Source organism: Gardnerella leopoldii (genome assembly GCF_003293675.1).
Lineage (GTDB): Bacteria > Actinomycetota > Actinomycetes > Actinomycetales > Bifidobacteriaceae > Bifidobacterium > Bifidobacterium leopoldii.
Genome location: NZ_CP029984.1, coordinates 1,246,208 through 1,270,884, shown reverse-complemented (window position 1 = coordinate 1,270,884; position 24,677 = coordinate 1,246,208). Strand labels below are relative to the sequence as shown.

The 24,677-nt window shown below is 42.4% G+C and carries 20 protein-coding genes; 11 read left to right on the top strand and 9 right to left on the bottom strand.

Translation table 11 applies throughout. The features are described 5' to 3' along the window. The first annotated feature begins 145 nt into the window (after positions 1-145). Positions 146-403 carry a hypothetical protein gene (locus DOD25_RS05075; protein WP_064340161.1) on the top strand — a complete coding sequence of 86 codons (258 nt, stop codon included), beginning with the start codon at positions 146-148 and terminating at the stop codon, positions 401-403. 35 nt (positions 404-438) lie between these two features. On the opposite strand, the gene DOD25_RS05070 is transcribed toward DOD25_RS05075, so the two are convergent. Both DOD25_RS05070 and DOD25_RS05065 read right to left on the bottom strand, forming a co-directional pair. Further along, positions 439-1,245, bottom strand: a complete 807-nt coding sequence (locus DOD25_RS05070) for a nitroreductase family protein (RefSeq protein ID WP_064340162.1) — start codon at positions 1,243-1,245, stop codon at positions 439-441. A gap of 44 nt (positions 1,246-1,289) precedes the next feature. After that, on the bottom strand, positions 1,290-1,748 hold the full coding sequence (locus DOD25_RS05065; protein WP_064340163.1) for a hypothetical protein: 459 nt from the start codon (positions 1,746-1,748) through the stop codon (positions 1,290-1,292). A 169-nt stretch (positions 1,749-1,917) separates the two neighbouring features. Between DOD25_RS05065 and DOD25_RS05060 the strand changes: the two genes are divergently transcribed. Further along, positions 1,918-2,628: a histidine phosphatase family protein gene (locus DOD25_RS05060; RefSeq protein WP_064340164.1), complete on the top strand. Its 711-nt coding sequence runs from the start codon at positions 1,918-1,920 to the stop codon at positions 2,626-2,628. 358 nt (positions 2,629-2,986) lie between these two features. Further along, positions 2,987-4,330 carry an ABC transporter substrate-binding protein gene (locus tag DOD25_RS05055; protein WP_064340165.1) on the top strand — a complete coding sequence of 448 codons (1,344 nt, stop codon included), beginning with the start codon at positions 2,987-2,989 and terminating at the stop codon, positions 4,328-4,330. A 162-nt stretch (positions 4,331-4,492) separates the two neighbouring features. On the opposite strand, the gene DOD25_RS05050 is transcribed toward DOD25_RS05055, so the two are convergent. Then, on the bottom strand, positions 4,493-5,506 hold the full coding sequence (locus DOD25_RS05050; protein WP_004118390.1) for a LacI family DNA-binding transcriptional regulator: 1,014 nt from the start codon (positions 5,504-5,506) through the stop codon (positions 4,493-4,495). A 301-nt stretch (positions 5,507-5,807) separates the two neighbouring features. On the opposite strand from DOD25_RS05050, the gene DOD25_RS05045 reads away from it, so the two are divergent. From DOD25_RS05045 to DOD25_RS05035, 3 genes are all read left to right on the top strand, one after another. After that, on the top strand, positions 5,808-6,659 hold the full coding sequence (locus DOD25_RS05045) for a carbohydrate ABC transporter permease (protein ID WP_004118392.1): 852 nt from the start codon (positions 5,808-5,810) through the stop codon (positions 6,657-6,659). Continuing rightward, the gene (locus DOD25_RS05040; protein ID WP_004104804.1) at positions 6,656-7,489 is read left to right on the top strand and encodes a carbohydrate ABC transporter permease; all 834 of its coding nucleotides are present in this window, start codon (positions 6,656-6,658) and stop codon (positions 7,487-7,489) included. Before DOD25_RS05045 ends, DOD25_RS05040 begins: the two co-directional genes overlap by 4 nt. A gap of 191 nt (positions 7,490-7,680) precedes the next feature. After that, on the top strand, positions 7,681-8,292 hold the full coding sequence (locus tag DOD25_RS05035) for a DUF624 domain-containing protein (protein ID WP_004104802.1): 612 nt from the start codon (positions 7,681-7,683) through the stop codon (positions 8,290-8,292). A 183-nt stretch (positions 8,293-8,475) separates the two neighbouring features. Here DOD25_RS05035 and malQ read toward each other — a convergent pair whose 3' ends face one another. From malQ to DOD25_RS05010, 5 genes are all read right to left on the bottom strand, one after another. Next, complete coding sequence (malQ, locus tag DOD25_RS05030) at positions 8,476-10,725, bottom strand: 4-alpha-glucanotransferase (protein WP_064340166.1); 2,250 nt, start codon at positions 10,723-10,725, stop codon at positions 8,476-8,478. 277 nt (positions 10,726-11,002) lie between these two features. Continuing rightward, on the bottom strand, positions 11,003-13,012 hold the full coding sequence (gene pulA, locus DOD25_RS05025) for a type I pullulanase (protein ID WP_064340167.1): 2,010 nt from the start codon (positions 13,010-13,012) through the stop codon (positions 11,003-11,005). A 311-nt stretch (positions 13,013-13,323) separates the two neighbouring features. Then, entirely contained in the window at positions 13,324-14,247 is a 924-nt protein-coding gene (locus DOD25_RS05020; protein ID WP_004104797.1) for a sugar ABC transporter permease, read from the bottom strand. Continuing rightward, positions 14,244-15,650 carry a carbohydrate ABC transporter permease gene (locus tag DOD25_RS05015; protein ID WP_004104794.1) on the bottom strand — a complete coding sequence of 469 codons (1,407 nt, stop codon included), beginning with the start codon at positions 15,648-15,650 and terminating at the stop codon, positions 14,244-14,246. Before DOD25_RS05015 ends, DOD25_RS05020 begins: the two co-directional genes overlap by 4 nt. Positions 15,651-15,809: 159 nt before the next feature. Then, a complete protein-coding gene (locus DOD25_RS05010; RefSeq protein WP_064340169.1) occupies positions 15,810-17,039 on the bottom strand; it encodes an extracellular solute-binding protein in 1,230 nt (409 codons plus the stop codon). Between the two features lie 258 nt (positions 17,040-17,297). On the opposite strand from DOD25_RS05010, the gene DOD25_RS05005 reads away from it, so the two are divergent. Next, positions 17,298-18,998, top strand: a complete 1,701-nt coding sequence (locus DOD25_RS05005; protein WP_064340170.1) for an alpha-amylase family glycosyl hydrolase — start codon at positions 17,298-17,300, stop codon at positions 18,996-18,998. A 77-nt stretch (positions 18,999-19,075) separates the two neighbouring features. Further along, the gene (locus DOD25_RS05000) at positions 19,076-19,912 is read left to right on the top strand and encodes a TraX family protein (RefSeq protein WP_004119097.1); all 837 of its coding nucleotides are present in this window, start codon (positions 19,076-19,078) and stop codon (positions 19,910-19,912) included. 148 nt (positions 19,913-20,060) lie between these two features. Here DOD25_RS05000 and DOD25_RS04995 read toward each other — a convergent pair whose 3' ends face one another. Continuing rightward, positions 20,061-21,086: a LacI family DNA-binding transcriptional regulator gene (locus DOD25_RS04995; RefSeq protein ID WP_004118431.1), complete on the bottom strand. Its 1,026-nt coding sequence runs from the start codon at positions 21,084-21,086 to the stop codon at positions 20,061-20,063. Between the two features lie 273 nt (positions 21,087-21,359). On the opposite strand from DOD25_RS04995, the gene DOD25_RS04990 reads away from it, so the two are divergent. From DOD25_RS04990 to DOD25_RS04980, 3 genes are all read left to right on the top strand, one after another. Then, complete coding sequence (locus DOD25_RS04990; protein ID WP_004118447.1) at positions 21,360-22,745, top strand: extracellular solute-binding protein; 1,386 nt, start codon at positions 21,360-21,362, stop codon at positions 22,743-22,745. 47 nt (positions 22,746-22,792) lie between these two features. After that, a complete protein-coding gene (locus tag DOD25_RS04985; RefSeq protein ID WP_004118448.1) occupies positions 22,793-23,728 on the top strand; it encodes a carbohydrate ABC transporter permease in 936 nt (311 codons plus the stop codon). A gap of 101 nt (positions 23,729-23,829) precedes the next feature. Continuing rightward, a complete protein-coding gene (locus DOD25_RS04980; RefSeq protein ID WP_032835185.1) occupies positions 23,830-24,636 on the top strand; it encodes a carbohydrate ABC transporter permease in 807 nt (268 codons plus the stop codon). The last annotated feature ends 41 nt before the right edge of the window (positions 24,637-24,677 follow it).

Here is a 24,677-nt window from a genome sequence, read left to right as displayed (position 1 = left end):
AAATTGAACTAAATTATAATAAATTGAATTTATTTTGAACTTTTGTGAACGTGTTTTGTGGCTTAAGTTTAGGAATAATGCGTGATTTACGCAATTGCGTACGTCTTGTATAAGCTCTGTTAAGCGGTTTGCTACCATAAAAGCTATGTATTTCTTTACTCCGAGGCGTTGCGAATCTACCCAAAAAATCATGTACAAGAATAAAGGGCAGGCTCTTATGGCTGCGGAGCAGAGTCTACGAGAGCGCGGTGCGCAGTTGTGGGTTTATGCTTGTGAATATTGCGGTTGCTGGCATTTGACGCATAAAAACCCGGTAGATCGCATGTATTCCGATATGCGCTCGCCATCCGCAAGCACGAAGCCTAAATCTAGAAAGCGCGGGTACAAGCCAAGACGGCGTTAAGTTAAAACGGCACTAAATTAAAACGGTGCTAAATCTTACGCAACGTTAAAACCTTGCCTTGCAACCTGCTCAACATCTTCTGCTTCGTGTTTTTTGGCAATATCGTCTGCTGCTATAGTAAGAATTTGTGCGCTGAAAGCATCAACTGGTCTGCTAGCATTTCGCAAATCGTAATATTGATGCACGCGATTGTCGAAATCAGCAAGATTTTCTAATAATTCAGCGTCGTCAGCAGGGTAGGTATTCTCAAAAATCTGCATGTCAGCGCTCATTCGCGGCTTTAATTCTGGGCTTTGCGCAGGCTTACCAATTGCCAGGCCGAGCACGGGGTACGTGTATTTAGGCAAATTCAAAATATCAATAAGCTGAGTTCTACTGTTCAAAATTGAACCGAGAATTACGCAACCAAGCCCCAAAGATTCCGCGGCAGTTTCCATGGCATGAAGCGCCAAAATAACGTCATTTTGAGCCTGTGTAAAGCGGTAGCGAGTTTTAAGCATAAACTCGTCGCTACTGGTATCTACGCCATTTTTGTGCGCAATTGCAGCGTTTCTATGTTGATCAATAATAAAAACGTACAGTAGTGGAGCTGTAGCAATATATGTTTGGTTGCCAATTTCGGAAAGCTTTTGCTTAATTGAGCTATCCGTAATTTTAATCGCTGACCAGTCGTTCAAAAACTGGCTACAAGCAGCGCGCTGAGCTACAGCTTCAAGAGTGACAACTGTATCGTTGTCAATTGCTTCGTTGCAAAAAGCGCGAATGGAGCGGCGATTCAGTAAAGTATCGATAGTTTCGTTGTGGCGTAAATTTGGCACGTTATTTCTTATTCCTTTCAGCATTCTCGTTTCAAAATAAGGCCATTTAGTTTATAAAATTTAATAAATTAAAATCGTTTTTGTGAGCGCAATTGTCTTTTTCTTTGCCTTCGCGCAATATAAAACAAGGTTCCGTGGCTTGCTAAGCGACCAACAATCGTAGTAAGAATCGCAGAAAATACTGCAAATCCAAGAGACAGTAGCAGCGGCTCTTCTTGCTTAATACGCTGCTTTTGCGCAATTTTTTCTTTAGAAAGATTGTTAGAACGACTATTAGAGTTTAAATTGATTTTTCTAGTATCAACATGTTTTTCCCATATTAAATGCGCAATCTGCCCTGCAATAAACGTTGCAAAAGAAGGAAGTACAGATTTTAGTAATGAATCTCCTAAAGTATTTTGATTTCTCAATCGGCGCTCGCGAAGGGCCTCAATCTTACGATTTGCTGCATTAAGTCGTTGTACGGTAGCTTGAGCCGCACGATGGCTTCGTTGAGTTTTAGTATTAGCCGATGATAATTGCGTCATATTTTCTATGTTAGTGGTAACGAAATACCAATTTTGGCGGTACCATGGAACAGTGATCTTGATTTGCGGCAAAGTGGCTGCAAGTTAAGAAATGCTTACGTAAAGCAATCGTGCTGCTAGGCGTCCAGTGCGATGTGTGTACATGGCGCTGGTGAGGAATGTGAAGACTATGCAAAATAACGGCACTAAAGAATCCTCTCAGAAAGAATGCTCGAAGCAGGGTTGCTTGGTGTTACTTCGCCACGGCCAAACTGCTTGGAGTGTGTCCGGTCAACATACCGGGCGCACGGATTTGCCTCTTACTGAAGTTGGTGTTGAGCAGGCAAAAGAGGCTGGCGCTAGATTGCAGTGTGTGTTCACAAAAGGTTTTGATAAGGATTGTGTGCTTGTAAGTCCACTTCGTCGCGCGCAGCAAACAGCTCAGTTTGCTGGTTTTGATTCGTATACAATTTGCGATAGTGCGCTGGAGTGGGATTATGGTGCTGCTGAGGGTCGCACGCGCGCTGATATTTCTAAACTAAGTGGCGTTGAGGCTTGGGATGTGTGGAAGCATGGTCCTAAAGTTCTTCCTTCTCACATGGTTAGTGACGCTAAAGAGGTGCTTCCTAGTGGAGAAGCAGTGGATGTGCACAGAACTTCTGGAGAAAGCTTGCAAGAGGTTTCGGATCGTACTCAAAAGATTATTGATATGGCAATGCCTAAATTGAAATTAGGTAAGGACGTGCTTATTGTTGCGCATGCTCATGTGTTGCGTATTCTTACTGCGCGCTGGCTTGGAGTAAGCCCAGATTTTGCACGACTTCTTCGTATGGATACCGCGCATTATTCTGTGTTGGGCGCGTACAAAGGCGATAATGTAATTGTGCATTGGAATTGCTGAAATACGGAAAGGCATGGTCTACTCTTAAATCCGCATTTGTTGACGGCTGGGCTAAGGAATATAAGATTGCTCATGGGCAGAGTTAACTTAATTGAATAATTTGTTTTAAACTATGATCCTTAAGGGATTGCGCAATCGTTTGCCAAATTGTTGCGTAATCCCTTTAATTATTTCCAAAAATACGTGCTAATTTTATTAAAGATATTATTATGTGCCGTTTTTGTGGCGACACGCGTTAATTTAGTTATGCTATCGTTTGCAATATTGCAGCAGTTGAGGCATAATAAATATTGTCGATAAGGACACCTAGAGGTGTGGCAGTCCAATGACGGGATTGTCGGCATAGGAGAAAGGTTCGATGATGAATCGTACAATTAAATCAACAATTGCACTGGTAGCTTGCTCGGCAATGGCTTTTGGCGCGCTTGCAGCTTGCGGATCCTCCTCAAGTGACAGCTCTGCTAAAGGTAAGGTTTACTTCTTGAACTTTAAGCCAGAAGCTGCAGATCAGTGGAAGGAAGTAGCTAAGGCATACACCAAGAAAACAGGTGTTGAAGTTAAGGTTCAAACTGCTGCTTCCGGAACTTATGAGCAGTCTTTGAAGAGTGAAATCAGTAAGGGTGATGAAGCTCCTACACTCTTCCAGATCAATGGCCCAGTTGGCTACGCAAGCTGGAAGGATTACACTGCTGATTTAAAGGATACTGAGCTTTATAACCAGCTTCAGAACAAGGATATTGCTTTGAAGGATGGAGATAAGGTTGTTGGAATTCCATATGCAATGGAAACCTACGGCTTGATTTATAACAAGGCTTTGCTTAAGAAGTACACCGAGCTCAAGGATGCTAAGGTAAAGTCTGCTGAAGAAATCAACTCCTTCGATAAGTTGAAGGCTGTTGCAGACGACATTCAGAAGCATAAGGCTGATCTTGGTGTTGATGGTGCCTTCACTTCTGCAGGTTTTGATTCCAGCTCTGACTGGCGCTTTAAGACCCATCTTGCAAATCTTCCTCTGTACTACGAGTTCAAGGAAGATCATGTTACCAAGCAGCCTGCAAAGGTAAAGGGTAGCTTCCTTGACGGTTATAAGAAGATTTTCGATCTTTACATTACTGATTCCACTACACCAGCAACAAAGATTGGTTCCAAGACTGGTGAAGATGCTAATGCTGAATTCTCACAGGGTAAAGCTGTGTTCTATCAGAATGGTACTTGGGCTTGGGGCGACCTTTCCAAGGCTGGTATGAAGGCTGAAGACCTTGGTATGCTTCCAATTTATATTGGTGCTAAGGGCGAAGAGAAGCAAGGTTTGGCAACTGGTTCTGAGAACTACTGGTGCATAAATGAGAAGACGTCTGACGCTAACAAGAAGGCAACTAAGGACTTCTTGAAGTGGCTGCTTACTTCCGATGCTGGTAAGGAAGCTATTTCTAAGAAGATGGGCTTCACCACTCCATTCAAGAGCTTCGCAGATATCAAGTCCGACAACCCATTGACTCAGGCAGCTGTTGAAGATGCTAAGTCTGGTAAGACTCCAGTAAGCTGGAACTTCACCGTAATGCCATCTGATAACTGGAAGAACGACCTCGGCTCCGCTTTGCTTGAGTATGCTCAGGGCACCGGCAAGTGGGATAAGGTTAAGACAGCATTCGTGGATGGTTGGGCCAAGGAATATTCTCAGGCTCATGAAGATGACGACTGATCCATTAATAAACAAATAGACGTTGCACCTGCTGACGTAAGCAAGCAAAGGTGACGTAAGCAAATCCGCTAGGATACTGGCACATCATAGTGCTAAGTCCTAGCGGATTTTGTTATTTCGATATTTTGTTATTTCGATATTTTCTAGAAAACTACAAAAGGTCTATTCTTTTAATAATGCAGCTGTGCTTGAACGCACAATAAGTTGCGCTGGAACGATGCGATACTGATCTTCAACTTTCTCTGCGTTTATAAGCGCAAGCGTGATATTTGCCGCAGTAGAAGCAATATCAACCGGATCCTGTCTAATAGTAGTTAAGCCAGTTTCATGCGCATAAAAACTATCGTCAAAACCAATAATTGACACATCTTTTGGAGTAGAATACCCGCTGCGGGCAAGCTGAAACATAAGTGGTATTGCAATCCCATCTTCTTGGCATGCAATTGCTGTTGGCATAATTGAACTTCCAAGAAGCATAGAAACTATGGCACTTATGCGATCAGAATTAGCAGGTGCCACAATTTCTGTAGGTGTGATTCCGCTATTTTGGCATTCATCAATAAAAGAATGGTAACGCTGCAATACGCTGAAATGTAGTGAAACGTCACGAGTTGTGCGCACATATGCAATATTGTGATGCCCTAAACCGATTAAGTGGCGTGCCATAAGTCTTGCACCTTGGTCATCGTCAATATTGATAGTCGCGTCAAAATCGCATTTTTGTGGATATAAGCAGTTTATGCCAACAATTGGCACGCCTGTTGATTTAAGTTGTGCGATTTCGTTGGTATTTACGTCAAAGGAACACACAACAACAGCGTCAGCATTACGTCTAGTTGGGAGCATTGTGAAAAATTCGCTACGCTCTTTGCTGCTGGAAATCTGAAAAATTGACAAATCGTATCCAGCTGTGTGGAATACTTGATTCAATCCTTGAATAATAGATGCAGAAAACCATAGGCGAATTTGATCGCTAATCAATAAAGCGATGCGCAAGGTTTTACCAGATTTTAGTGCTGCTGCAGATTTCGAAATAGAAAAATTCAATTGTTCGGCAATGGCCAATACTTTATTGCGAGTGGATGCAGATACTAAGTTTGGTCGTGTAAATGAGCGCGACACAGTAGAAACTGACACATGAGCTTTATTCGCTACATCTTGAATATTTGCCGACATGTGAACTCCTTTATTCGCGTATAACAAACGTGTAGCACAGCCTTGTGTTTAATTGTTTAGTGCGAACTTTTATAGTTCGAAACAAACAAACGTTTGCAGACATTTCTATTCTAGCAAATTTTGCTGGAATGCCAACGATAATAAGCAATTTTTTAAAATTAAATTCTGATATTTGTTTGAAGTGACATATCGAAAATGACAACGTTTGACATAGCTAATTCATGTAGTAGAATGAAGTTATTGGTTCGGGACAGCGATGTCTACGTGGATGTCGCTCTCAAGGAGGAGAAAGTGACGAGTCATGATTAGTATGAGCGGAAAAGCAATACGTAAATGGTGGTGGTTATTTGCGCTGCCAACGTTTGCTGCGTTTGTTGTTGGCTTCTTAGTGCCATTTATTATGGGTGTGTACTTGAGCTTTAGAAAATTCACTACTGTGACTGATGGTAAGTTTGTGGGTTTTCGTAACTACTATAGAGCTTTAAAAGATCCGCATCTTGTTTATTCGTTTTTGTTCACAACGCTTTTTGCAGTTATTACAACAATAATTATTAATGTTATTGCTTTTGCAATTGCGTACATGCTTACTAAGAAGTTCAAGGGCACGACGATATTCAGAGCCGTGTTCTTTATGCCAAATCTTATTGGCGGTATCGTTTTAAGCTATATTTGGCAGCTCTTGTTAAATGGTATACTCGGCTACTTCAATCGTACGATTACGTTCTCTGAAGTATTCGGTTTCTGGGGCCTTGTGATTGTTGTTTGCTGGCAGCAAATTGGCTATATGATGATTATTTATATCGCAGGAATGCAGGCTCTTCCAGGAGATGTTATGGAAGCAGCTGCTGTCGATGGTGCAAGCCCAAGGCAGACTTTATTCAAGATTACTATTCCATTGATGATGCCTTCTATTACTGTTTGCACATTCTTAACAATTACCAACGGCTTCAAGCTTTTCGATCAGAACTTCGCATTAACTAACGGTGGTCCGTCAAGGAAAACAGAGATGTTAGCTCTCAATATTTATAGAACTTTCACTACTCCAAGATGTGAAGGCGTTGGTCAGGCTCAGGCAGTCATGTTCTTCATTGTCGTGGCTGTTATTGCTATGGTTCAGAATATGCTCACTAGGTCAAAGGAGGTAGCGGCATGAACGAGAAAACAAAGCATCCTGCGTTATGGACTGTGCTGTTCACTCTTATAAGCTTGTTATGGATTTTCCCTATAGCTTTAGTGGTACTGAATTCTTTCAAGTCTAAGGTTGATATTGCAAGCAATCCTTTTACTTTTAGTTCAAAATCGTTTGTTGGAATGTCTAACTACGTATTAGGTTCAAATCGTACTGATTTTCCAATGAGTTTCCTCTGGACTATTGTTGTAACTGTTGGTTCTGTAATCCTCATTCTTCTGTGCACGTCAATGTGTGCATGGTGGATTGTTCGTGTGAACAATTGGGCAGCAAAACTTCTATACGTTTTGTTCCTGTTTAACATGATTGTGCCGTTCCAGATGGTTATGTACACCCTTGCTTACATTACGAACACTTTAAAGTTGAATACTCCATGGGGATTGTGGATTATTTACTTAGGCTTTGGTGCAGGACTTGCAGTGTTTATTTTCACTGGTGTGATTAAGGGTATTCCGCAAGAACTCGAAGAGTCTGCAATGATTGATGGTGCTTCTGTACCACGTATATTCTTCCAGATTATTGTGCCGATTATGCGACCTGCTATTATTTCGGTTTCAATCTTGCAGGCAATGTGGATTTGGAATGACTTCCTGCTTCCATTCTTGACGCTCGATCTCAACAAGTATAAGACGATTTCTATAGCTGTTCAGTATTTGAAGGGTGGTTATGGATCTGTTGAGATGGGTGCCATGATGGGTTGCTTGGTTATGGCAATTGTTCCAATCATAATCTTCTATCTCATCTGCCAGAAGTACATTATCAAAGGTGTTATGTCTGGTGCAGTAAAGGGATAAATTAATTCTCCTCCAAAATTCAAGTGGCAGTAAAAGCGGCGGTGTGCACATACTATTACGTTTGTGCACACCGTCATTATTTTTTTTAATAGTTACGCTAGTTTGTAATTAGGTGGTAGAGTTCGTTGTTAAAGGTATCTATAGATAGTAGAGCATAGGAATTGCGTCATAAAACCAGGAGATAGTATAGAATGATTTTCTCGTTTGGAAGCCCAGATTCAAAGTTTGCGCAAAGCATGGAAACATTTGCTGATGCCGTGTGGCTTACAATATTGATGATTTTAACAAGCATTCCTTTAATTACTATCGGTGCTTCTCTTTGTGCCGGTCATGATGCTGCAAGACGTACAGAGCAAGGTGAAGGACATATTACTGCAGCTTATTTTCGCGCGTTTGCTAGCAATTTTTTGGAATCTACTATTATTTGGGCTGTAATGGGGCCAGTTTTGCTTGCTATTATTTGGCTATGGCTTTGCGTGTGGTCTACTCCACTTTTAATTATTAAATTTATTCTGAGCATATTGTGGGTTATTGTTGCCGAATGGGTGTTTGCACTACAAGCGCGTTTTAAAAATTCAATTGATAAAACAGTGGTTAATTCTCTTATTTTTGGTATTTCGTATTGGAAAGAAACTCTTATAATGACACTGCTAGATATAGTGTTTATTGTGTTAATATTTGCATCAATCGTATATTTGCCGCAGGGTTTGCCTTTGTTGGTATTCATTGGTTGGGGATCGCTTATTATGCTGCATACTCCGATTTTAGAGCGGGTATTTGCAAAGTATATTAAGCAAGAGTAGTTGACAGTTATATGAATAATTAAAAAATTGGGGTAATCGGCAAAAAATTAATGAGGCGAGCACTATTATAGATGCTCGCCTCACATAGGACATCATGTAAGAAATATTTTGATTTGCTACTATGCAAATCATATTCCTTACGAGGGGGAATAGAGTCAGTTCATCAGTAAACCAACTATTAGATTATACATGCTTCCGTGTATTTTCGCCGCGCATAACTGCCGTCATAGATAGCACTCGTGGTGACTTAAATACTTCATCGGTGTGAACTACACGACCATCAGCATCAGCAAGTGGAATACGCCAGTTTGGATACTCTGTACTAGTTCCAGGCTGATTCTGTGAACGCTTCTCGCCGACAGCGTCAACCAAAGCAACTTGCAAAAGCAAAGATGGGGAAGTGAGCATAATCGCATGCATAGCTTCCACAATCTCTTGTACATGGCCTTCAACATCCTCAGCAGCATCTTTGCTAATCCAGCCGTTCTCAAGAAGCATCTTCATCATTGCATCGCGTTCAGCTTGAGCAGCCTCCTGGAACGTTTCTACGGAGTCTGTAAGCAGATGAAGTTGCTCGCGAAGCTTGACATGCTCAAAGGCAAGATAACCAGCTGTAGGTGGCATATCGTGCGTAGTAACGGAAGCAAGAGCATACTCTCGATATGTAGACGGATTAGCGAAAATAATTTGCTTCTTTCCAGCCTTCTTAGTAGCAGCTTCAGCTTCGTCGTCGTGAGTGAACCATTCAACAACAGTGCCAAGCACGCCATGAGATGCAAGAACCTTAGAAACATACTTCGGAACAGTGCCCAAATCTTCGCCAATAACAACGCCGCCTGCGCGAGTTGCTTCAACAGTAAGAACTGCGAGCATTGCATCTACGTTGTAGTACACATATGCGCCGTTTCTAGCACCTTGTCCTTGTGGAATCCACCACAAGCGGAACAATCCAAGAACGTGATCAATACGAGCAGCTCCTGCGTGCAAGAACACGTTATGAACCATGTCTCGGTAAGCAATATAGCCAGTTTCATCCAAATAATTTGGATCGAATGGAGGTTGACCCCAATCCTGACCTTGCTGGTTGTAGAAATCAGGAGGAGCACCAACGCTTACGCCATTAGCAAATCGTTCCGGACTCCACCAAACGTCAGCACCGTAGCCGTGTACGCCAACTGCCATGTCTTGCATAAGACCAATTGCCATACCAGCAGCTTTAGCTTCAGCGTGAGCTGCAGCAACTTGCTCATCAGCAATCCACTGAAGCCAACGATGGAACTCAAACAAATCAGCGTGTTCGCGCTTAAGTCGCTCAATTTGCGGAGTGCCTTTGCCTGTAGTGTCAAACCACAAATTCTCGCCCCAAGGAGCACCCCAAACTTCAAACGCAACACACCAAGTTGCAAAAGCGTCAAGATCTTCACCAGAACGATGCTTAAACTCACTAAACTCGCGCTCGCGTTCGGTAGAACGAGGTTGCTTGAAAATAATACGCAACGCAGGAAGCTTGGCATCCCATGCAGCGTTGATATCTATAGGATTTGGATTATTGTTTTGAGGAGCAATAGACTCATGCAATTGCTCCACTTTGGCAAGATCCTCTCCGCTTAATTCAGCATATTCCGGAATATCTTGCGGACGAATATAAGTGACATTCAAGAACCTACGAGACTCAGGCAAGTACGGTGAAGGCTCAAGAGGTGTTACTGGAGCGCACGCATGGATTGGATTAATCAGCATAAAATCAGCCTTGCCGATTTCTCCAGCATCCTTAAGTAAGCGACGCAAATCGCCGTAATCGCCAATTCCCCAAGAATCTTTTGAACGCACAGAATACATTTGCGTCATGAATCCCCAACGATGCTTTTGCTTAACGCTTTCAGGCAACGGAATACGCGCAGGTGCAGCAATCAATGTAACATCAGCGTGTTGAGCTGTCTCGCCATTCGTGTTGATTACTTTAGCATGCAAAGTGTGGTAGCCCATTGGCAAATCATCCGGAAGCTCAATGAACAAATCTCCATTGTCTTCGGATTGAATATCGCCTAACGAGCCTTCATAATCTGTTCCATCTTCGAGTGTAAGAGAAATATGAATTTGCTCTTTTTTGGCATCTCCTGCGTGAATTGGTACGCAAGTTTTTGCGCCATTAAACGAAACGACAGTTGGTGGCAATAATTCGCTAGAGCGTTTGCGCTGAACCTTCTCGTATGAAATTGCAATATTGTCTTGAGTGTCGGCAGGCATGCCTAATGCATCAAGTACTCCAACTAATGCTTCATCTGTAATTTCGGTGTAGCTTCCTTGCTGATCAATATAAAAAGTGGCAACGCCGCACGCCTTAGCAAGCTTAATAAGTGGACGTGCAAGACGTTCTGCGCTTTCTTCCATAGGCTTATCAGCATCAGCTTTGCCAGTAGCTGTTGTTGTCATGGTGCTCCTTCTACTTTATGATTTGGCACATTCCTAACATCGTCGTAAGTGTGCCAAATGTGCAACTATGGCGATAGTGCGTAAATCAATACATCTCTGGATTGAAATACACCCTGCCTGTCAATTATATAAATACCTGACATCGTTTGCAAATTAGCGTTGCGACATATTTGCTAGTTTTTATAAGTAATTGCAACTAAACACAAGTGTCGTGATTACTCATGTTTAGTTGCGATCGTCTGATAGTTTATTATTTTTTTTACTTACTAAAACGCAATTACTTGTTGCTAAGCACAACAAAAGTTCTGATAGGCAAGTGTAGGGTAGCAGCGCTTTTTTCAGTTGTAATATTTACCTTGGTGTCAGGCTGTTTTCCAGTCCACTTAGCAAAATAATCACTTGAATTAAGTACGCAATGCCACTCTTGAGATTTTGCACTATGAATTGCAGGTAGTTGAATAGTTGCATCTTCATGATACATAGGATTTGCGCAAACAATTAGATTATTGCCAATGCGCGTAGCCAAAACAGTATGGTTAGACGTTTCAAGTTGTTTGCGTTTGCCGTCATACAATGAGCTATATTCAGCGCGAAGCTTTATAAGTGCACGATACCATTGAACAAGCGGATTGAAACGTTCAGTGCGCGCCCAGTCAAGCTGGTTCATTAGTACACCGCGATTATAAGAATTATCGCAACCGTGCTTAGTGCGTCCAAACTCTTCTCCGCTTAGCATAAACGGCGTGCCTGCAGAGCACAAAACAATTCCAGCTGCAAACATATTAGCGTTCAAAATATCCGCAACTTGTTGTACATCTTGAGCGTCAAACTCAAAATCGCTAGCATTCTCGCGCATAGAGATACAAAGCTTATCCCACAAAGTCAAATCGTCGTGAGCAGAAGTATATTGAACAATCTGTCCAACTTCTTTACCTGCAGAAGGAGTATCACGCCATGCATTAAGAGTTTGGCGAGCCGCATCTGAGCACCAGAACTCATTGCCATTAACATATCCACGGTCGCGATGGTTCATAACATTGCCTTTGAGGGAATCGCGAGACTCGTCGCTAAACCAGCCTATGCGCTCGTTAAGAGTGCCTCTGCCGTCTTTATCTCCCATCGGAACTTTCTCATCAACAGCAGGATCCGAAGCACCCCACGGTTCTCCATACATAACAATATCTTTACCGCCAGGAAGCTTGTCTAATGCAGTTCGTGCCTGATTTAAGGTTTCAGTATCAGTCAATCCCATAAGATCGAAACGGAAGCCATCAATGTGATAGCAGCGTGCCCAATGCAGCAAAGATTCAATAATAAACCTGCGGAACATAGGATGTTCAGAAGCCATTTCATTTCCACAGCCAGAGCCGTTAGCAAAAGATCCGTCAGAGTCTCGCCTGCAGAAATACCCAGGAGCCATGCATTCGAAAGCGTTTTCTGCGGACTTGTACATGTGATTATAAACAACATCCATAATTACGCGTTGACCATTAGCATGTAATGCCGCAATCATTGCCTTGCATTCGCGAATTCGCGCAGTGCCATCGTAAGGATTGCTAGAATAAGCACCTTCAGGAACGTTGTAAGCGTGAGGATCATAGCCCCAGTTGTATAGAGAATCTAATTCTTCTGCTGAAGCACCATTTTTGCGCGCATTGTCGATTGTGGATTCGTCAACTGTTGCAAAATCGTAAATAGGTTCGAGTTGCACATGAGTAATGCCAAGCTGCTTTAAATAATCCAAGCCAGTAGGGAAGTTGTATTCAGAAGAATTTGGATTTTGCAAAGATGTATGTTCATCAGTAAAAGCGAGATATTGGCCTCTATGCTCTGACTTAAAGCCGCCATTAGGATTGCTGCTGAAATCTGCAACATGCGTTTCCCACACAACCATTGCATGGCGCACAAACTTAGGAGACTTATCTTTATGCCAATTGGCAGGAGACACTCGCTCATCGTCTATGACAAGGCTGCGCTCACCATTTACACCGCTTGCTACACTCCAAGGGTCACTAGTTCGATTTACTGTGCCATCTTGGAAAGTAACAAGATAATCGTAGTATATGCCGTCTAAACGCTTACGGAAATTAATCCGCCAAGCTCCGTCATGCAACGGTTTCAATTCGTGTGTTTGAATTGGCTCACTGTTGTTTCCAGTTTCAAAAAGTCTTAACGTCACATTCTGTGCAGTTGGTGCCCATACGGTAAATGTTGTAGATTTAGCATTTAAAGTAAATCCAAGAGGTCCTTCGTATACAGGCCATGTTGCCGAAGATGGAGTCGTCATATAGGGTATCCTTCTTCTTTCGCTATTTTGCGAATTGTCTAAATTTTCTAAATTATCTAATCGTATTAGTCATTATACAGTTTTTTAAATTTTATTATTTACTTATTGTTCTGTTATCAAGTTTTTTATGTTTTGCGGCACTATTTGGCTAAACACGGTAGGGTTTATGCGATAGCCATTATCGTATTAAGTCAAACGGCGAGTGTGTTAAGTTATTTTTTATTTTTATGTGTTCGTGTTGTCTAGCGAAAGAGAAGGCTGAAACGCTCGAAAGCGTCTCAGCCTTCAGTAAATTTATATCCTGTAAATTATCAGCCTTTAACGGAGCCAGACATGGACTCTTCGTAGAAGCGCTGCATAATAATGAACAGGATTACGATTGGTATGGAAATGCACACAGCACCTGCTGCGAATGCAGCGTACCAATCAGGTAGATACTTTTTGGTAAGCATCTCCATTAATCCGTAAGCAACTGTGTAGTTTTCCTTATTGTCTCTCACTACTGTCTTCACCATAACGAAGTCTAACCATGGTCCCAAGAATCCAGTAATTGCTTGGAACACAATCATAGGCTTGCAGATTGGAACAATAATCTTCCAGAATACTTGCCACTTTGTGCATCCATCCAAGTATGCAGCTTCATCCAAAGACTTTGGAATAGTATCCATGTAGCCCTTCATAATGTAGAAGCCAGCACCGCTACCTGCAGAATAAACGATAATAAGTGCGATTAATACAATCGAACCTTTTGTTAAGCCAAGAGCCTTCAAAATGAAGTAGATAGCAATAACAGCCATGATACCTGGGAACATACCAAGAATCAGAGCAAGATTCATGAATGTCTTACGTCCTTTGAAACGGAGACGAGACATGCAGAAGGACACTGCTAACACAAACACCAAAGAAATAATGCACACGAAAATTGACACGATCAAAGTGTTGAGGAACATTCGTGGGAAATTAATGTCATCGGTATCGGTAAATAACTTTATATAGTTATTTAGTGAGTATTCAGTTGGGAAGAAGGTTTTCTGATAGGAACCAGTGTTCTTGTTGAAGCTTTCTAACAAAACCCACAAGATTGGAATCAACCAAATAACTGACAACACCAGCAAGAACAGATGCGAGAAAGTATCTCCAATTACTCTTCTGACATGTTGATCTTTAAGGAAAGAAACACTACGAGTGCTCTTTACAACAGCTTCTTCGTTCTTAGTTGTAGTTTTATCACTCACCGGAATCCCTCCTCATTCTTGTAAGATCCAGAGTTGCGATACGTAATCAGTGCTACGACGGCAAGTACCATGAATGTCAAAATACCAATTACTGCACCTGCGTTGTAGTTTTGCTGGTCAACAGTCAACTTGTAGAGCCATGTGATAAGCAAGTCGGTGCCGCCTGCACTGTTGACTTTGCTACTTGCTGGACCACCTTTTGTTAAGAGGTAAATAACGTTGAAGTTATTGATGTTGCCAGTAAAGGTAGTAATCAAATATGGAGTCATAACAAAGATGATGTATGGCATTGTGACGTTCATGAAACGTTGCCACCAACCTGCGCCATCGAGCTCTGCAGCTTCGTAAAGTTCTGCAGGAACGTTCTGCAAGATACCTGTAATCTGCATGATGGTGAATGGGATACCAACCCAAAGATTGATAAGAATTACCGTCACTCGAGCCCAAGTTACATCCGTAAGGAAAGGAAGCTCTTGATGTATCCAACCGTTTTGCTTAAAGACAATGTTAATAACACCGTTCTGGCTAAGCATATTGTTCATAATAAGCAATGAAACAAACTGTGGAACTGCAATTGTAAGTGAGAAGCAAGTTCGCCACAATCCCTTAAGACGAGTGGACTTTCTATTGATTATCATTGCAATGAACATGCCGAGGAAGAAGTTCAGGAAGGTTGCAAGGAATGCCCAAACAAGAGTCCAGATTAATACGTCAAAGAATACGTCAGCTTTAATTAAATCACTTTTTCCGGTTAAGAATTGAGAAAAAACGTCTAACCCAATCCAGCTGAATTTTTGTTGATGATTCTCATCATAGCTTGTGAAAGCCATAGAAATCATGAAGAACAATGGCAAAATTGTGAATAACACAATGCCAGCAGTTGGAAGAGTCATAAAACCGACGTGTGCTTTTTCGTCAAGAAGAGTCTTAGCATCATCAATGAAATTAAGTGGCTTCTTGCCGTCTGCCATTACAGATTGCGCTTTGTACGCGCTGCGAAGAGCGAGAGTTGCCAGATATACAAGCAATACAATCGCTAATATCGACATAACTCCATACAGTAAAATTTCTACAGAATTATCGCCCGCACTGTATCGCCAGAATCCGTTGACTTTAACTCTGCCCTGTTCTACTGTGCCAAGAGTGTTAATTTTTGGAAGATAATCCAATCCAATTGTAAATAAGAATCCGAATAAAGCTGCTTCACACGCTAAGAATATAACGCCTTTGATGTATTGCTTGCGGACAAAATTGCCAAAGCCAAATATAACAACAGAAATCCATGAAAGAATGTCCGCATGTTTTGCAGCCTCTTTCAGTGAATAAGGTGAAGGAGCAAAGCGTTCTGCAGTTGACGTCTTCTTCTGGCGTCTTTCTCGCTTTGTGGATGTCGTGCCAGTCATGACATGCCTTTCATGTAAACAAAATTATTTTGTAGAAGATAAACAATGCGCCCCACCCCTTGCCGGAGCGGGGGCTGGGGCGCATTGTTTTACTCAAAGTGCATAAAACACTGCTTATGCATCTATTTAGATTTGTTGGCTAGAGTAAGTTTTGTTTACTTACTTCTCTAGGCCCTTAGCAAATTCTGCGGTCTGCGCGGCAGCATTATCGCCAGTAATCTTACCGGTGGAGATAGAAGTGCCGAATGCTTGAACTGGATCCCAGAACTTACCCATTTCAGGAATTGCTGGCTGCAAGACAGAAGTCTTAGCAATGGTTTCCATCTGAGCAACAGCAGCTGGCTCTGCCTTTACGCTGTCAGCAAGGGACTTGTCAGAAGGAATTGCACCTTCCTTTTCGAAAGCAATCTGCTGGGACTTCTTGGAGCCCAAGAATGCAGCGAACTTAGCAGCCATCTCTGGAGACTTGGTGTTGGTGTTGTAAGCAACAGCCTTAGAACCAGCGAAGGACTTCATCTGGTGCTCGCCAGACTCAGTCTTGAAGGTTGGAAGAGCAGCTGCAGCATAGTTATCCTTCAAGGCGTCCTTAACCTTGGCTGCATCCCAAGAACCGGAGAATATTGCATCAACGGAGCCGTCCTTCAAGCCAGCCAAGCCGCGACCATTTCCATCAAGTACGAAGTGCTTTTCGTTTCCAACGAGCTTTGTTGCAATGTACTTGGTAACTTCAGCAGCCTTATCACTGAGCTTCATGCCAGCCTTAGCATCGTTTCCACTTTCGCCGAAGAGAGTCATATTGCCATCGAGGTAGAAGCCTGGGAGATACCAAGCATTAGCAAGATCGAATGAAACCTTGCCTTTTTCAAGCATCTTGTCGAGGGACTTAACGTCATCAGCGGAGAACTTGGACTTGTTGTAGTACATGAACCAAGTGTTGCCGGTGTAAGGAACGCCGTAAAGCTTACCGTCCTGAGCGGTAACAGACTTGATCAAAGTATCTTCGTTCTGTTCCTTAACTTGCTTTGTGGCGTCATCGCTTAATTCGCCGATTGCTCCAGCCTTTACCAAGTCGCCGAGCTGATCGTTAGGGAAGAGGAACACATCAGCAGCAGCCTTAGCATCCTGCTTAACAGCCTTAGCAGCGTCTGGTGGCTCAACAACAGCGTTCTTGAAAGTAACGTTTGGATTTTCCTTCTTGAATTCTGCTTCAACAGTCTTAATCCAGCCGCCATCTTTCTGATCGTCAGCAGAACCCCAAACGGTGAGCTGAACAGGTGCTGAATCAGCAGCCTTCTTATCGCTATTGTTAGTGCTTGAACCGCAAGCTGCAAATCCAAACAAAGTAGCAACTGCAAGACCTGCACCCAGCATCTTCTTAATATTCGTCATCCTTGACCTCCTATATCATGCCAAAAACCGGCATATCATTTGGTGGCGTAGTAACGGACTCCGTTGTGGCGCAACATCGCGATTGCTGCGTAGAGCAGCGTCACAAGTCTCACAAATCCGTTCGTAAGCACTGTGTAGTATACACGGATATCGTGTCGTTTGCAAATGAGTGGCGGGTTAGTCTGTATATTTTGCCCTATAAATTTTTTCAAGTGGTTGTGTGTAAACTAAGTAGCACAACGCTAGAAGGGTGAAATAATGGCATTATACGATCATGCTCAGTGGCTTAAAGACGCGGTTTTTTACGAAATCTATCCGCAAAGTTTTTGTGATTCCAATGGCGATGGCATAGGCGATATTCAAGGAATTATCGAAAAGTTAGACTATGTAAAATCGCTTGGTTGCAACGCAATTTGGCTTAATCCCTGCTATGACTCGCCTTTTAAAGATGCGGGCTATGACGTGCGCGACTACAAAAAAGTAGCTGCGCGTTACGGAACGAACGAAGATTTAAAGCAGCTTTTTAGTGAAGCTCACAACCGAGGAATCCGCATATTGCTTGACTTAGTGCCGGGTCATACGAGTGAAGAACACGAGTGGTTTAAGGAAAGTTCGAAAGCTGAAGAAAACGAATTTAGCAAGCGATATATTTGGACAGACAGTGCGTTTAGCGGCTATTCTATGCCGTTTATTGGCGGTGAAACTGAACGTGACGCCACTTATATTCTAAACTTCTTCAAATGTCAGCCTGCATTAAACTACGGTTTTGCACATAGGGATCGAGCTTGGCAATCCGCTCCAGATTCCAAAGAAGCGGCAGAAACTCGCGCTGCAATGGTTGATATTATGCGATTTTGGCTTTCGCTTGGTGCGGATGGATTCCGAGTTGATATGGCTGATTCGCTTGTAAAAAACGATGACAATAATGGCGAAGGAAGCCTTGGCAAAGACAATACAATTCGCGCATGGCAGGAAATGCTTGGCACTGTGAAAGAAGAGTATCCGCAGGCTGCTTTTGTGTCCGAATGGGGCAGGCCACGTCAGGCTCTTACTGCAGGATTCGACATGGACTTCTATTTGAATTGGCGCTGGGATGGAAACCCTAACGGTTACGCACGTTTAGCTCGTGATGTTGATAATGCTTTAGACGGCAATCCTGAGCATGATCACAGCTACTTTAATGCGCACGGCGGCGGCAGTATTTGCCCATTTTTAGACGATTATTGCCCACAATATGAGTCAACCTATTCGCAAGGTTACTTTAGTTTCATCACGTGCAATCACGATACGCCGCGTCTTGCTCCGCGTCTTGGCGATCGTGAGCGTCGCGTGGCTTTCGGCATGATACTCACTATGCCAGGCGTGCCATTCGTGTATTATGGCGACGAAATTGGCATGAAATATCGCGATATTCCAACAAAAGAAGGCGGCTACGCTCGTACGGGCACTCGTACGCCAATGCAATGGGACGATGCAAAGAATTTTGGCTTCTCGATGGCTGCAAAATCTAAATTATACTTGCCTGTTGAAGCGCGAGCAGACGGAAGAACTTGCGCAAATTCTCGAAAACAAGCAGTGGAAAGTGGTGAAATTCCAACTGTTTCTGCGCAAATTAATTGCGAAGATTCCTTCCTTTCGTGGGTGCGCTCGCTTATTGCGCTTCGCCATAGTCGCAAATCTTTGCAAGCTGACGCGTCTTGGAGAGTTTTGTATGCTCCGGTTGACGGCCGCGGCTTTGCTTACGAGCGTTGCGCAAAAGGTGACGTAGGAGAATCAGCTGTGGAACGAAGCATTGTGGTTATGAACCCAGGTGTAAATAGCGAAACAGTTTCATTAGAAGCATTAGCGAATCTTACGCAAGAATCTGCTTACAATCCATTACTTAAAATTGGAGAAATATCAGTTAATGGTGATTGCTTAACACTCGGCGCTCAAAGTTTTGCAGTGTTTGGAATGTAAATTACAGGTTAGTTAGATACGTAACTACAGATAAAGTTTATATAAACTAGGTATGCGCAAATAAACAAGGACGTGCAATGGGTATTAATAGTGGTAAAGCAATAATGCGTGATAGCGGTAACGCGAATAAGGAAATGCTTGACGCAAACGGCAAACCAATTCGTGCTGACCGTAACATAAAAACTGGAATCACGCTCAATAAACTTAAAATGCTCGGCGCTTTTATGCTTATGCTAGGTGCATTTAGTAACACAGTAATTGCACGAATGTTCGGCGGAACAGTAACCAATAATATGTTCGCATTGACAGTCATATTAGTTTGCGAATTTATAAGCTGGACTGCAGTGCCATGGTATGCGTGGATATTAGTACGCGGATATCACAATACTCATAATTTGAATCTTTACATGTTAAGATTGTTGATTTTAGCAGTGGTCTGCGAAGTTCCATACGATTTGGTGAATTCAAAATGTTTGTTCGACATGCGTTCGCAAAATCCTGTATTTGCAATGGTTATCGCACTATTTGTACTTTCGAGTATAGATACAATTAGGGAGCGTTTAAGCGGATTTAGTAAAGGTTTTGCTATTACTGTGCTTATCATTGCGGGTCTTCTTTGGAATTTGATAGGAAAAGTTTTTGTGCAGCATGGAATTTTCTTCGGCGGTGTAACTTTGCTTATTTTCGTACTTCTTTTTGAATTATTAAAAAAGCGCGAAATTACTATGGAGATGACTGCAGGAATGTTCGGTGCTATGTCGATGCTTGCACCTGGTATTGGTGTGGCTGTGTTGCATTATCGTAGCGCTTATGGTGATGGTCCTAAAAACTCGACGACATTCCGTTGTGTTATGTATGTGTGGTATCCGCTGATGTTGATCATTGCGTCAGTGTTTGCAGTATTCTTGCGTTGAAAACATTTCGTAGCAGTTTTTGGATTTGTTTGTAAGGCGAGTTTTACCGCAAATCAGGGTTTATAGCAAATCAGGGTTTGCTATAAAGCGAGTTTGGTACTACGCCTTGCATAGCGTTTAAACCTAGTTTTCTAATCTGATTCGCTAATCAGTTTGCAGATGTAATGTCTGGGGCAGGACCAGTTGAGTTTCGGATTAGAAGCTGAAGCGGAGCTGTAATATGGCGTCTTGTAATTGGCTGCTCGTTAATAAGTGCTAAAGCAATATTTGCGGCTTGCTGAGCCATCAGACATGGATTTTGTCGAATAGTAGTTAAGCCTAATGCTTCTGCAAAAGTACTATTGTCAAAACCAATAATAGACAAATCTTCTGGCACTCGTATGCCTAGTTTTTGTAAACGAAACAGGAACGGTATAGCTGTGGAATCTTGGTGAAAGCACAGTGCAGTAGGAGGGTTGCTGCTTGAAAATAGTTCTGAAATAGTGGCATCTAAGGGATTGTCTCCAAAGTCAATTGGTAAGATTTTCCCTTGAACTCCTGGTGTATCGTTGCATATCGTTTCAAAACTGGTAATTCGTCTCGAAGAACTGAAGCGAAGTGGTGAATTAAAATGTTCGTAAACATACAGTAGTTTTTTGTGGCCTAAAGTAGTGAGATGGCGCACTGCAAGTTTAATTCCTGCAGTATCGTCAATGCTGATTGCTGCAGAAAGAATTTTAGACGCTACACAATTAATGCCCACAATAGGTACCTTTATGCGTTGAAGTTGCTCTGCCTCATTGTTGCTGATATCGAAAGAAGATACGATTACGGCATCAGTATTACCGCGTAAAGGTAGTTCTTTGAAGAAAGTTTTACGCTGTTCGATACCATCTACTGAATAAATTACTAGATCATATCCGGCTGCGTGCAACGTAGCGTTTAATCCTTCAATAATAGAAGCACTAAACCATTCTATGCGACTGCTACCAATAAGTAGTGCTATGCGGTATGATTTGCCTGATTTCAGTACTCCTGCGGTTCTTGATACAGTAAAGTCGAGTTGTTCTGCTGCTTGCGTAACTTTTGCTCGTGTTGCTGGCGCTACTTTGTCTGGGTGAGCGAAAGTTCTAGAGACAGTGGCTATGGAAACCCCTGCTAGCGTAGCTACATCGCTAATACTGTTTTTTGACATTTTATTTCTTCTGTTCTTTGTTTTTGCTCAAATATGAAGAGTGTTATATATACCCTTCAAAAAGAACATATAAGTGTTATGTAAATACAATAAATGTAAAGGTTTACATTTTTAGACACGCGGGTAAAAAAGTATTTATTTTCGCAAAAATGGTGCAGTTTAACGGATTCGAAATGAAAACCTTTACATTCACATTTTTTCTGTTTGACCAGTGAAAACTTTTCGCAATATTATAGATTTTACCCATTAATTTCACGAAGAAGTGGAGTAACAATGAACATTAGAAAAATATGTATTTCATGTGTCGCTGTTTTAGGCATGCTTGCTAGTGTTAGCGCGTGTGGCAGCAATTCTGCCGGTGTAACCGACACAAAAAAAGATAAAGGTTTGCCGGTAATGGGTGAAGCATTGAAATATAACCCTAACCATCTTGTTAATCAAGGCAAGCCAATTGCTTTGGAATATTGGAGCTGGGGAGACAGTAGTACCGACCCAATCTACGATATGATCAAGCAGTATACGAAAATCTACCCTAACGTAACGTTCAAAACGAAGAACGTTGCTTGGGACGATTATTGGACAAAACTACCGTTAGCACTCAAAGGCAAAAGCGGCCCAGCTCTGTTCAATATTCACAATTCCAAGGATGAGCTTATACGCCCATACGCTGCCGACTACAACGTTGACAAGGCAGCAATGGAAGCTGACTACAGCTCTTCTGTCGCACACGAAGATTCCAACGGAAAAGTAAAGTATATTGACTCGGTCATCAATACTGGCAATATTTACTACAATAAAAAGCTTTGGAAAGAAGCCGGTTTAACAGAAGCAGATATTCCTACGACTTGGGACGAGTTGCGCGAGGTGGCAAAGAAACTTACCAAGTGGAACGGTTCCAAAATGGTACAAGCCGGTTTCAATGTTAATGGTGATGCATACGCTGCAATCAACCAAGGCTTGAACTATCAACGTGGCGAACTTGCGTTCGATAAAAGTGGCAAAAAGCCTAATTTTGACAACAAAATTACGCGCGAAAACATGCAATTCCTAAAGAATTTGTACGACAAAGACAAAGTTATTGCAACAGACTTCGGTACTGATTACACGCAAAGTTTTGGCAACGGACAATCCGGAATGGTATACGCTTGGGGTTGGCTTGAAGGCCTACTGAAAGAAAAATATCCGAACGTAGAATACGGTATTTTCCCAACTCCAACATTCACGAAAGAAACGCCATTCGCTTATGATCGCTACAATGGCGAATCTACTCCAGGAATCAACGCTCACCAAAGTAAAGAACAGCAGGCCGTGGCACAAGACTTTATCAAGTTCATTCTCGCTAACGACGCTTTTATTCGCTCTGCAGTGAAACATCTGAACTCGTTCCCAGCGAAGAAATCGCTACAGAACGATCCAGAGATTCTTAAGGCCCCGGTAATGGCGGCTATTCAGCCTCGCGTGAATAGGTTGATTTGGCCAGGCATCACTCCTTCTACGGTGGAAACCAGCAGCAAGGCAGCGTTCCAAAACGTTATGCAAAATGGTCAATCTATTGATTCCGCAGTAAAAGAAGCACAGGCGACCATGGTAAAAGACATGAAGAATTCCAACTTTAAGTCTGCAGAAAGCAAGTATGAATTCTTCAAAGAACACAAGTAAAGATTCATAAACTGAAGTGTGTTCTTTCAAGTAAGGCAAGGGAAATCATGGAACAATTAGATCAGAAATCTCATTCAACTCCTCTAGGGAAAAAATTTGGTGGTATAGCAAAAGTAACCGCTGCGTTGTCTCGAACCTTCTCATTTCGCAATGTGGCAGTGACATTTCTGGTTGCTTATTTCGCGATTTTCCTTGCCTATCCTATTTATAAAGCGTTTGCCGGCAGCTTCCACGAGTGGAATCCGTTGGTTGGAACGTACAACTGGGTTGGGCTCGATAATTTCAAACAGATTTTAACCGACGGCCTATTTTGGAAGTCAATCGGTAATACAGCTATTTTCATGACAATATCCGTAATTTTCCGCATTATTCTCGGTTTGGGTTTGGCAATGTTGCTCAGCTCCAAGCTCGTGCATTGCAAAGATTCGCTGCGTGGCCTATTTTATATGCCAACGATTACACCACTTGTCGCAGTAAGCTTCGTGTGGATGTGGATGTTTGATCCGCAGTTTGGCATGATTGATAAAGTTACGGGATTGAATATTAATTGGCTGCACAGTTCTACTTGGGCCATGCCGGCAATTATTATCATGACCATTTGGAAAGATTTTGGCTACGCAACCGTGCTATATTTAGCAGGCTTAATGAACCTTCCCAAAGATGTGTATGAAGCAGCCGATATTGATGGTGCTAACAGTGTGCAAAAATTCTTCCGCATTACTTTGCCTCTACTCAAACCTACAACGTTATTCATTGTGATCACGTCAATGATTGCTTACCTGCAAGCCTACGTGCAGATTTTAGTTATGACTAACGGTGGCCCAGGAACAGCAACTTACACTATTAGCTACTTGATCTTTGATCAAGCCTTCCAAAAGTATAACTTTGGTATTGCGTCAGCCATGAGCGTAGTGCTTTTTATCTTTACTGGCGTACTCACGATAATCATGTTCAAAGCTTCTGAGGACGGTGAGTTGGTGTGAGCAATAAAACGGAAACGACTGGAGCTGTTGTTACGGTGCCGGCTAAGGGGGGTATTGTGAAAAAATTACGTAACTGTGCAAGAAGCAGCACTCGTCATGCTGTGTTGAGTTGGTCGCTTACTATTTTTCTTTTTCTGCTTTCTGCGCTAACAATTATTCCATTTGTGTGGATGTTCATTTCTTCATTTGCGCCAAATAGTGATATTGTGCGTGTCGATGGTGGACTATTTCCTATGCCTAGTACGTTTGATAACTACGTTGGTATTCAGGAAAAATTTGATTTCTTGAGATTATTCTGCAACTCGTTGTTTGTTGCTGTAGCAAAAACGGTAATTGCCATTTATACCAGCGCAGTGTTGGGATATGTATTTGCAAAAATGCGTTTCCGTTGCCGTAATTTGCTTTTTGGTATAGTGATGAGCACCATGATGGTTCCGTGGGCTGTAACTATTATTCCGCAGTACGATATGATGACAAGTTTCGGTTGGCAAGATACGTACCGAGCCTTAATTGTCCCGGGATTAATTAGCGCTTTCGGCATTTTCCTCTTCCGTCAGTCAATAACAGGTATTTCTGACGAACTCATTGAAGCTGCGAAACTGGACGGAGCATCTGATTTTCGTATTTTCCACAGTATTATTCTTCCTATGAGCCATAACACGATTGCGGCGCTCGCCATCTTTACTTTCTTGTGGAACTGGGAGGACTATCTGTGGCCGTTCTTGATGATTTCGGACGAAAAGAAGCAGCTGCTCGCAGTGGGCTTGAAGGTGTTTACTGGGCGATATGGCACTGATTATGGTGGCTTGTTTGCAGCGACTTCTTTGGCGATTGTGCCAGTTATTATAGTGTACGTAATTTTCCAAAAGCAGTTTATTGCAGGTATTTCCACTGGTAGCGGTAAGTAACCCGCATAAGTGAAGAGAAGATACGTAAGTGTTGTGCGCGA

Bases quoted from the DNA above. Each gene is read 5' to 3' on its own strand.
- DOD25_RS05005 (WP_064340170.1), top strand. From the start codon at position 17,298: ATGGCATTATACGATCATGCTCAGTGGCTTAAAGACGCGGTTTTTTAC.
- DOD25_RS05065 (WP_064340163.1), bottom strand. From the start codon at position 1,748: ATGACGCAATTATCATCGGCTAATACTAAAACTCAACGAAGCCATCGT.
- DOD25_RS05015 (WP_004104794.1), bottom strand. From the start codon at position 15,650: ATGACTGGCACGACATCCACAAAGCGAGAAAGACGCCAGAAGAAGACG.
- pulA (WP_064340167.1), bottom strand. From the start codon at position 13,012: ATGACGACTCCATCTTCGGCAACATGGCCTGTATACGAAGGACCTCTT.
- DOD25_RS05000 (WP_004119097.1), top strand. From the start codon at position 19,076: ATGGGTATTAATAGTGGTAAAGCAATAATGCGTGATAGCGGTAACGCG.
- DOD25_RS04995 (WP_004118431.1), bottom strand. From the start codon at position 21,086: ATGTCAAAAAACAGTATTAGCGATGTAGCTACGCTAGCAGGGGTTTCC.
- DOD25_RS05055 (WP_064340165.1), top strand. From the start codon at position 2,987: ATGATGAATCGTACAATTAAATCAACAATTGCACTGGTAGCTTGCTCG.
- DOD25_RS05060 (WP_064340164.1), top strand. From the start codon at position 1,918: ATGCAAAATAACGGCACTAAAGAATCCTCTCAGAAAGAATGCTCGAAG.
- malQ (WP_064340166.1), bottom strand. From the start codon at position 10,725: ATGACAACAACAGCTACTGGCAAAGCTGATGCTGATAAGCCTATGGAA.
- DOD25_RS04985 (WP_004118448.1), top strand. From the start codon at position 22,793: ATGGAACAATTAGATCAGAAATCTCATTCAACTCCTCTAGGGAAAAAA.
- DOD25_RS05010 (WP_064340169.1), bottom strand. From the start codon at position 17,039: ATGACGAATATTAAGAAGATGCTGGGTGCAGGTCTTGCAGTTGCTACT.
- DOD25_RS05075 (WP_064340161.1), top strand. From the start codon at position 146: ATGTATTTCTTTACTCCGAGGCGTTGCGAATCTACCCAAAAAATCATG.
- DOD25_RS05050 (WP_004118390.1), bottom strand. From the start codon at position 5,506: ATGTCGGCAAATATTCAAGATGTAGCGAATAAAGCTCATGTGTCAGTT.
- DOD25_RS04990 (WP_004118447.1), top strand. From the start codon at position 21,360: ATGAACATTAGAAAAATATGTATTTCATGTGTCGCTGTTTTAGGCATG.
- DOD25_RS05035 (WP_004104802.1), top strand. From the start codon at position 7,681: ATGATTTTCTCGTTTGGAAGCCCAGATTCAAAGTTTGCGCAAAGCATG.
- DOD25_RS05045 (WP_004118392.1), top strand. From the start codon at position 5,808: ATGATTAGTATGAGCGGAAAAGCAATACGTAAATGGTGGTGGTTATTT.
- DOD25_RS05070 (WP_064340162.1), bottom strand. From the start codon at position 1,245: ATGCTGAAAGGAATAAGAAATAACGTGCCAAATTTACGCCACAACGAA.
- DOD25_RS05040 (WP_004104804.1), top strand. From the start codon at position 6,656: ATGAACGAGAAAACAAAGCATCCTGCGTTATGGACTGTGCTGTTCACT.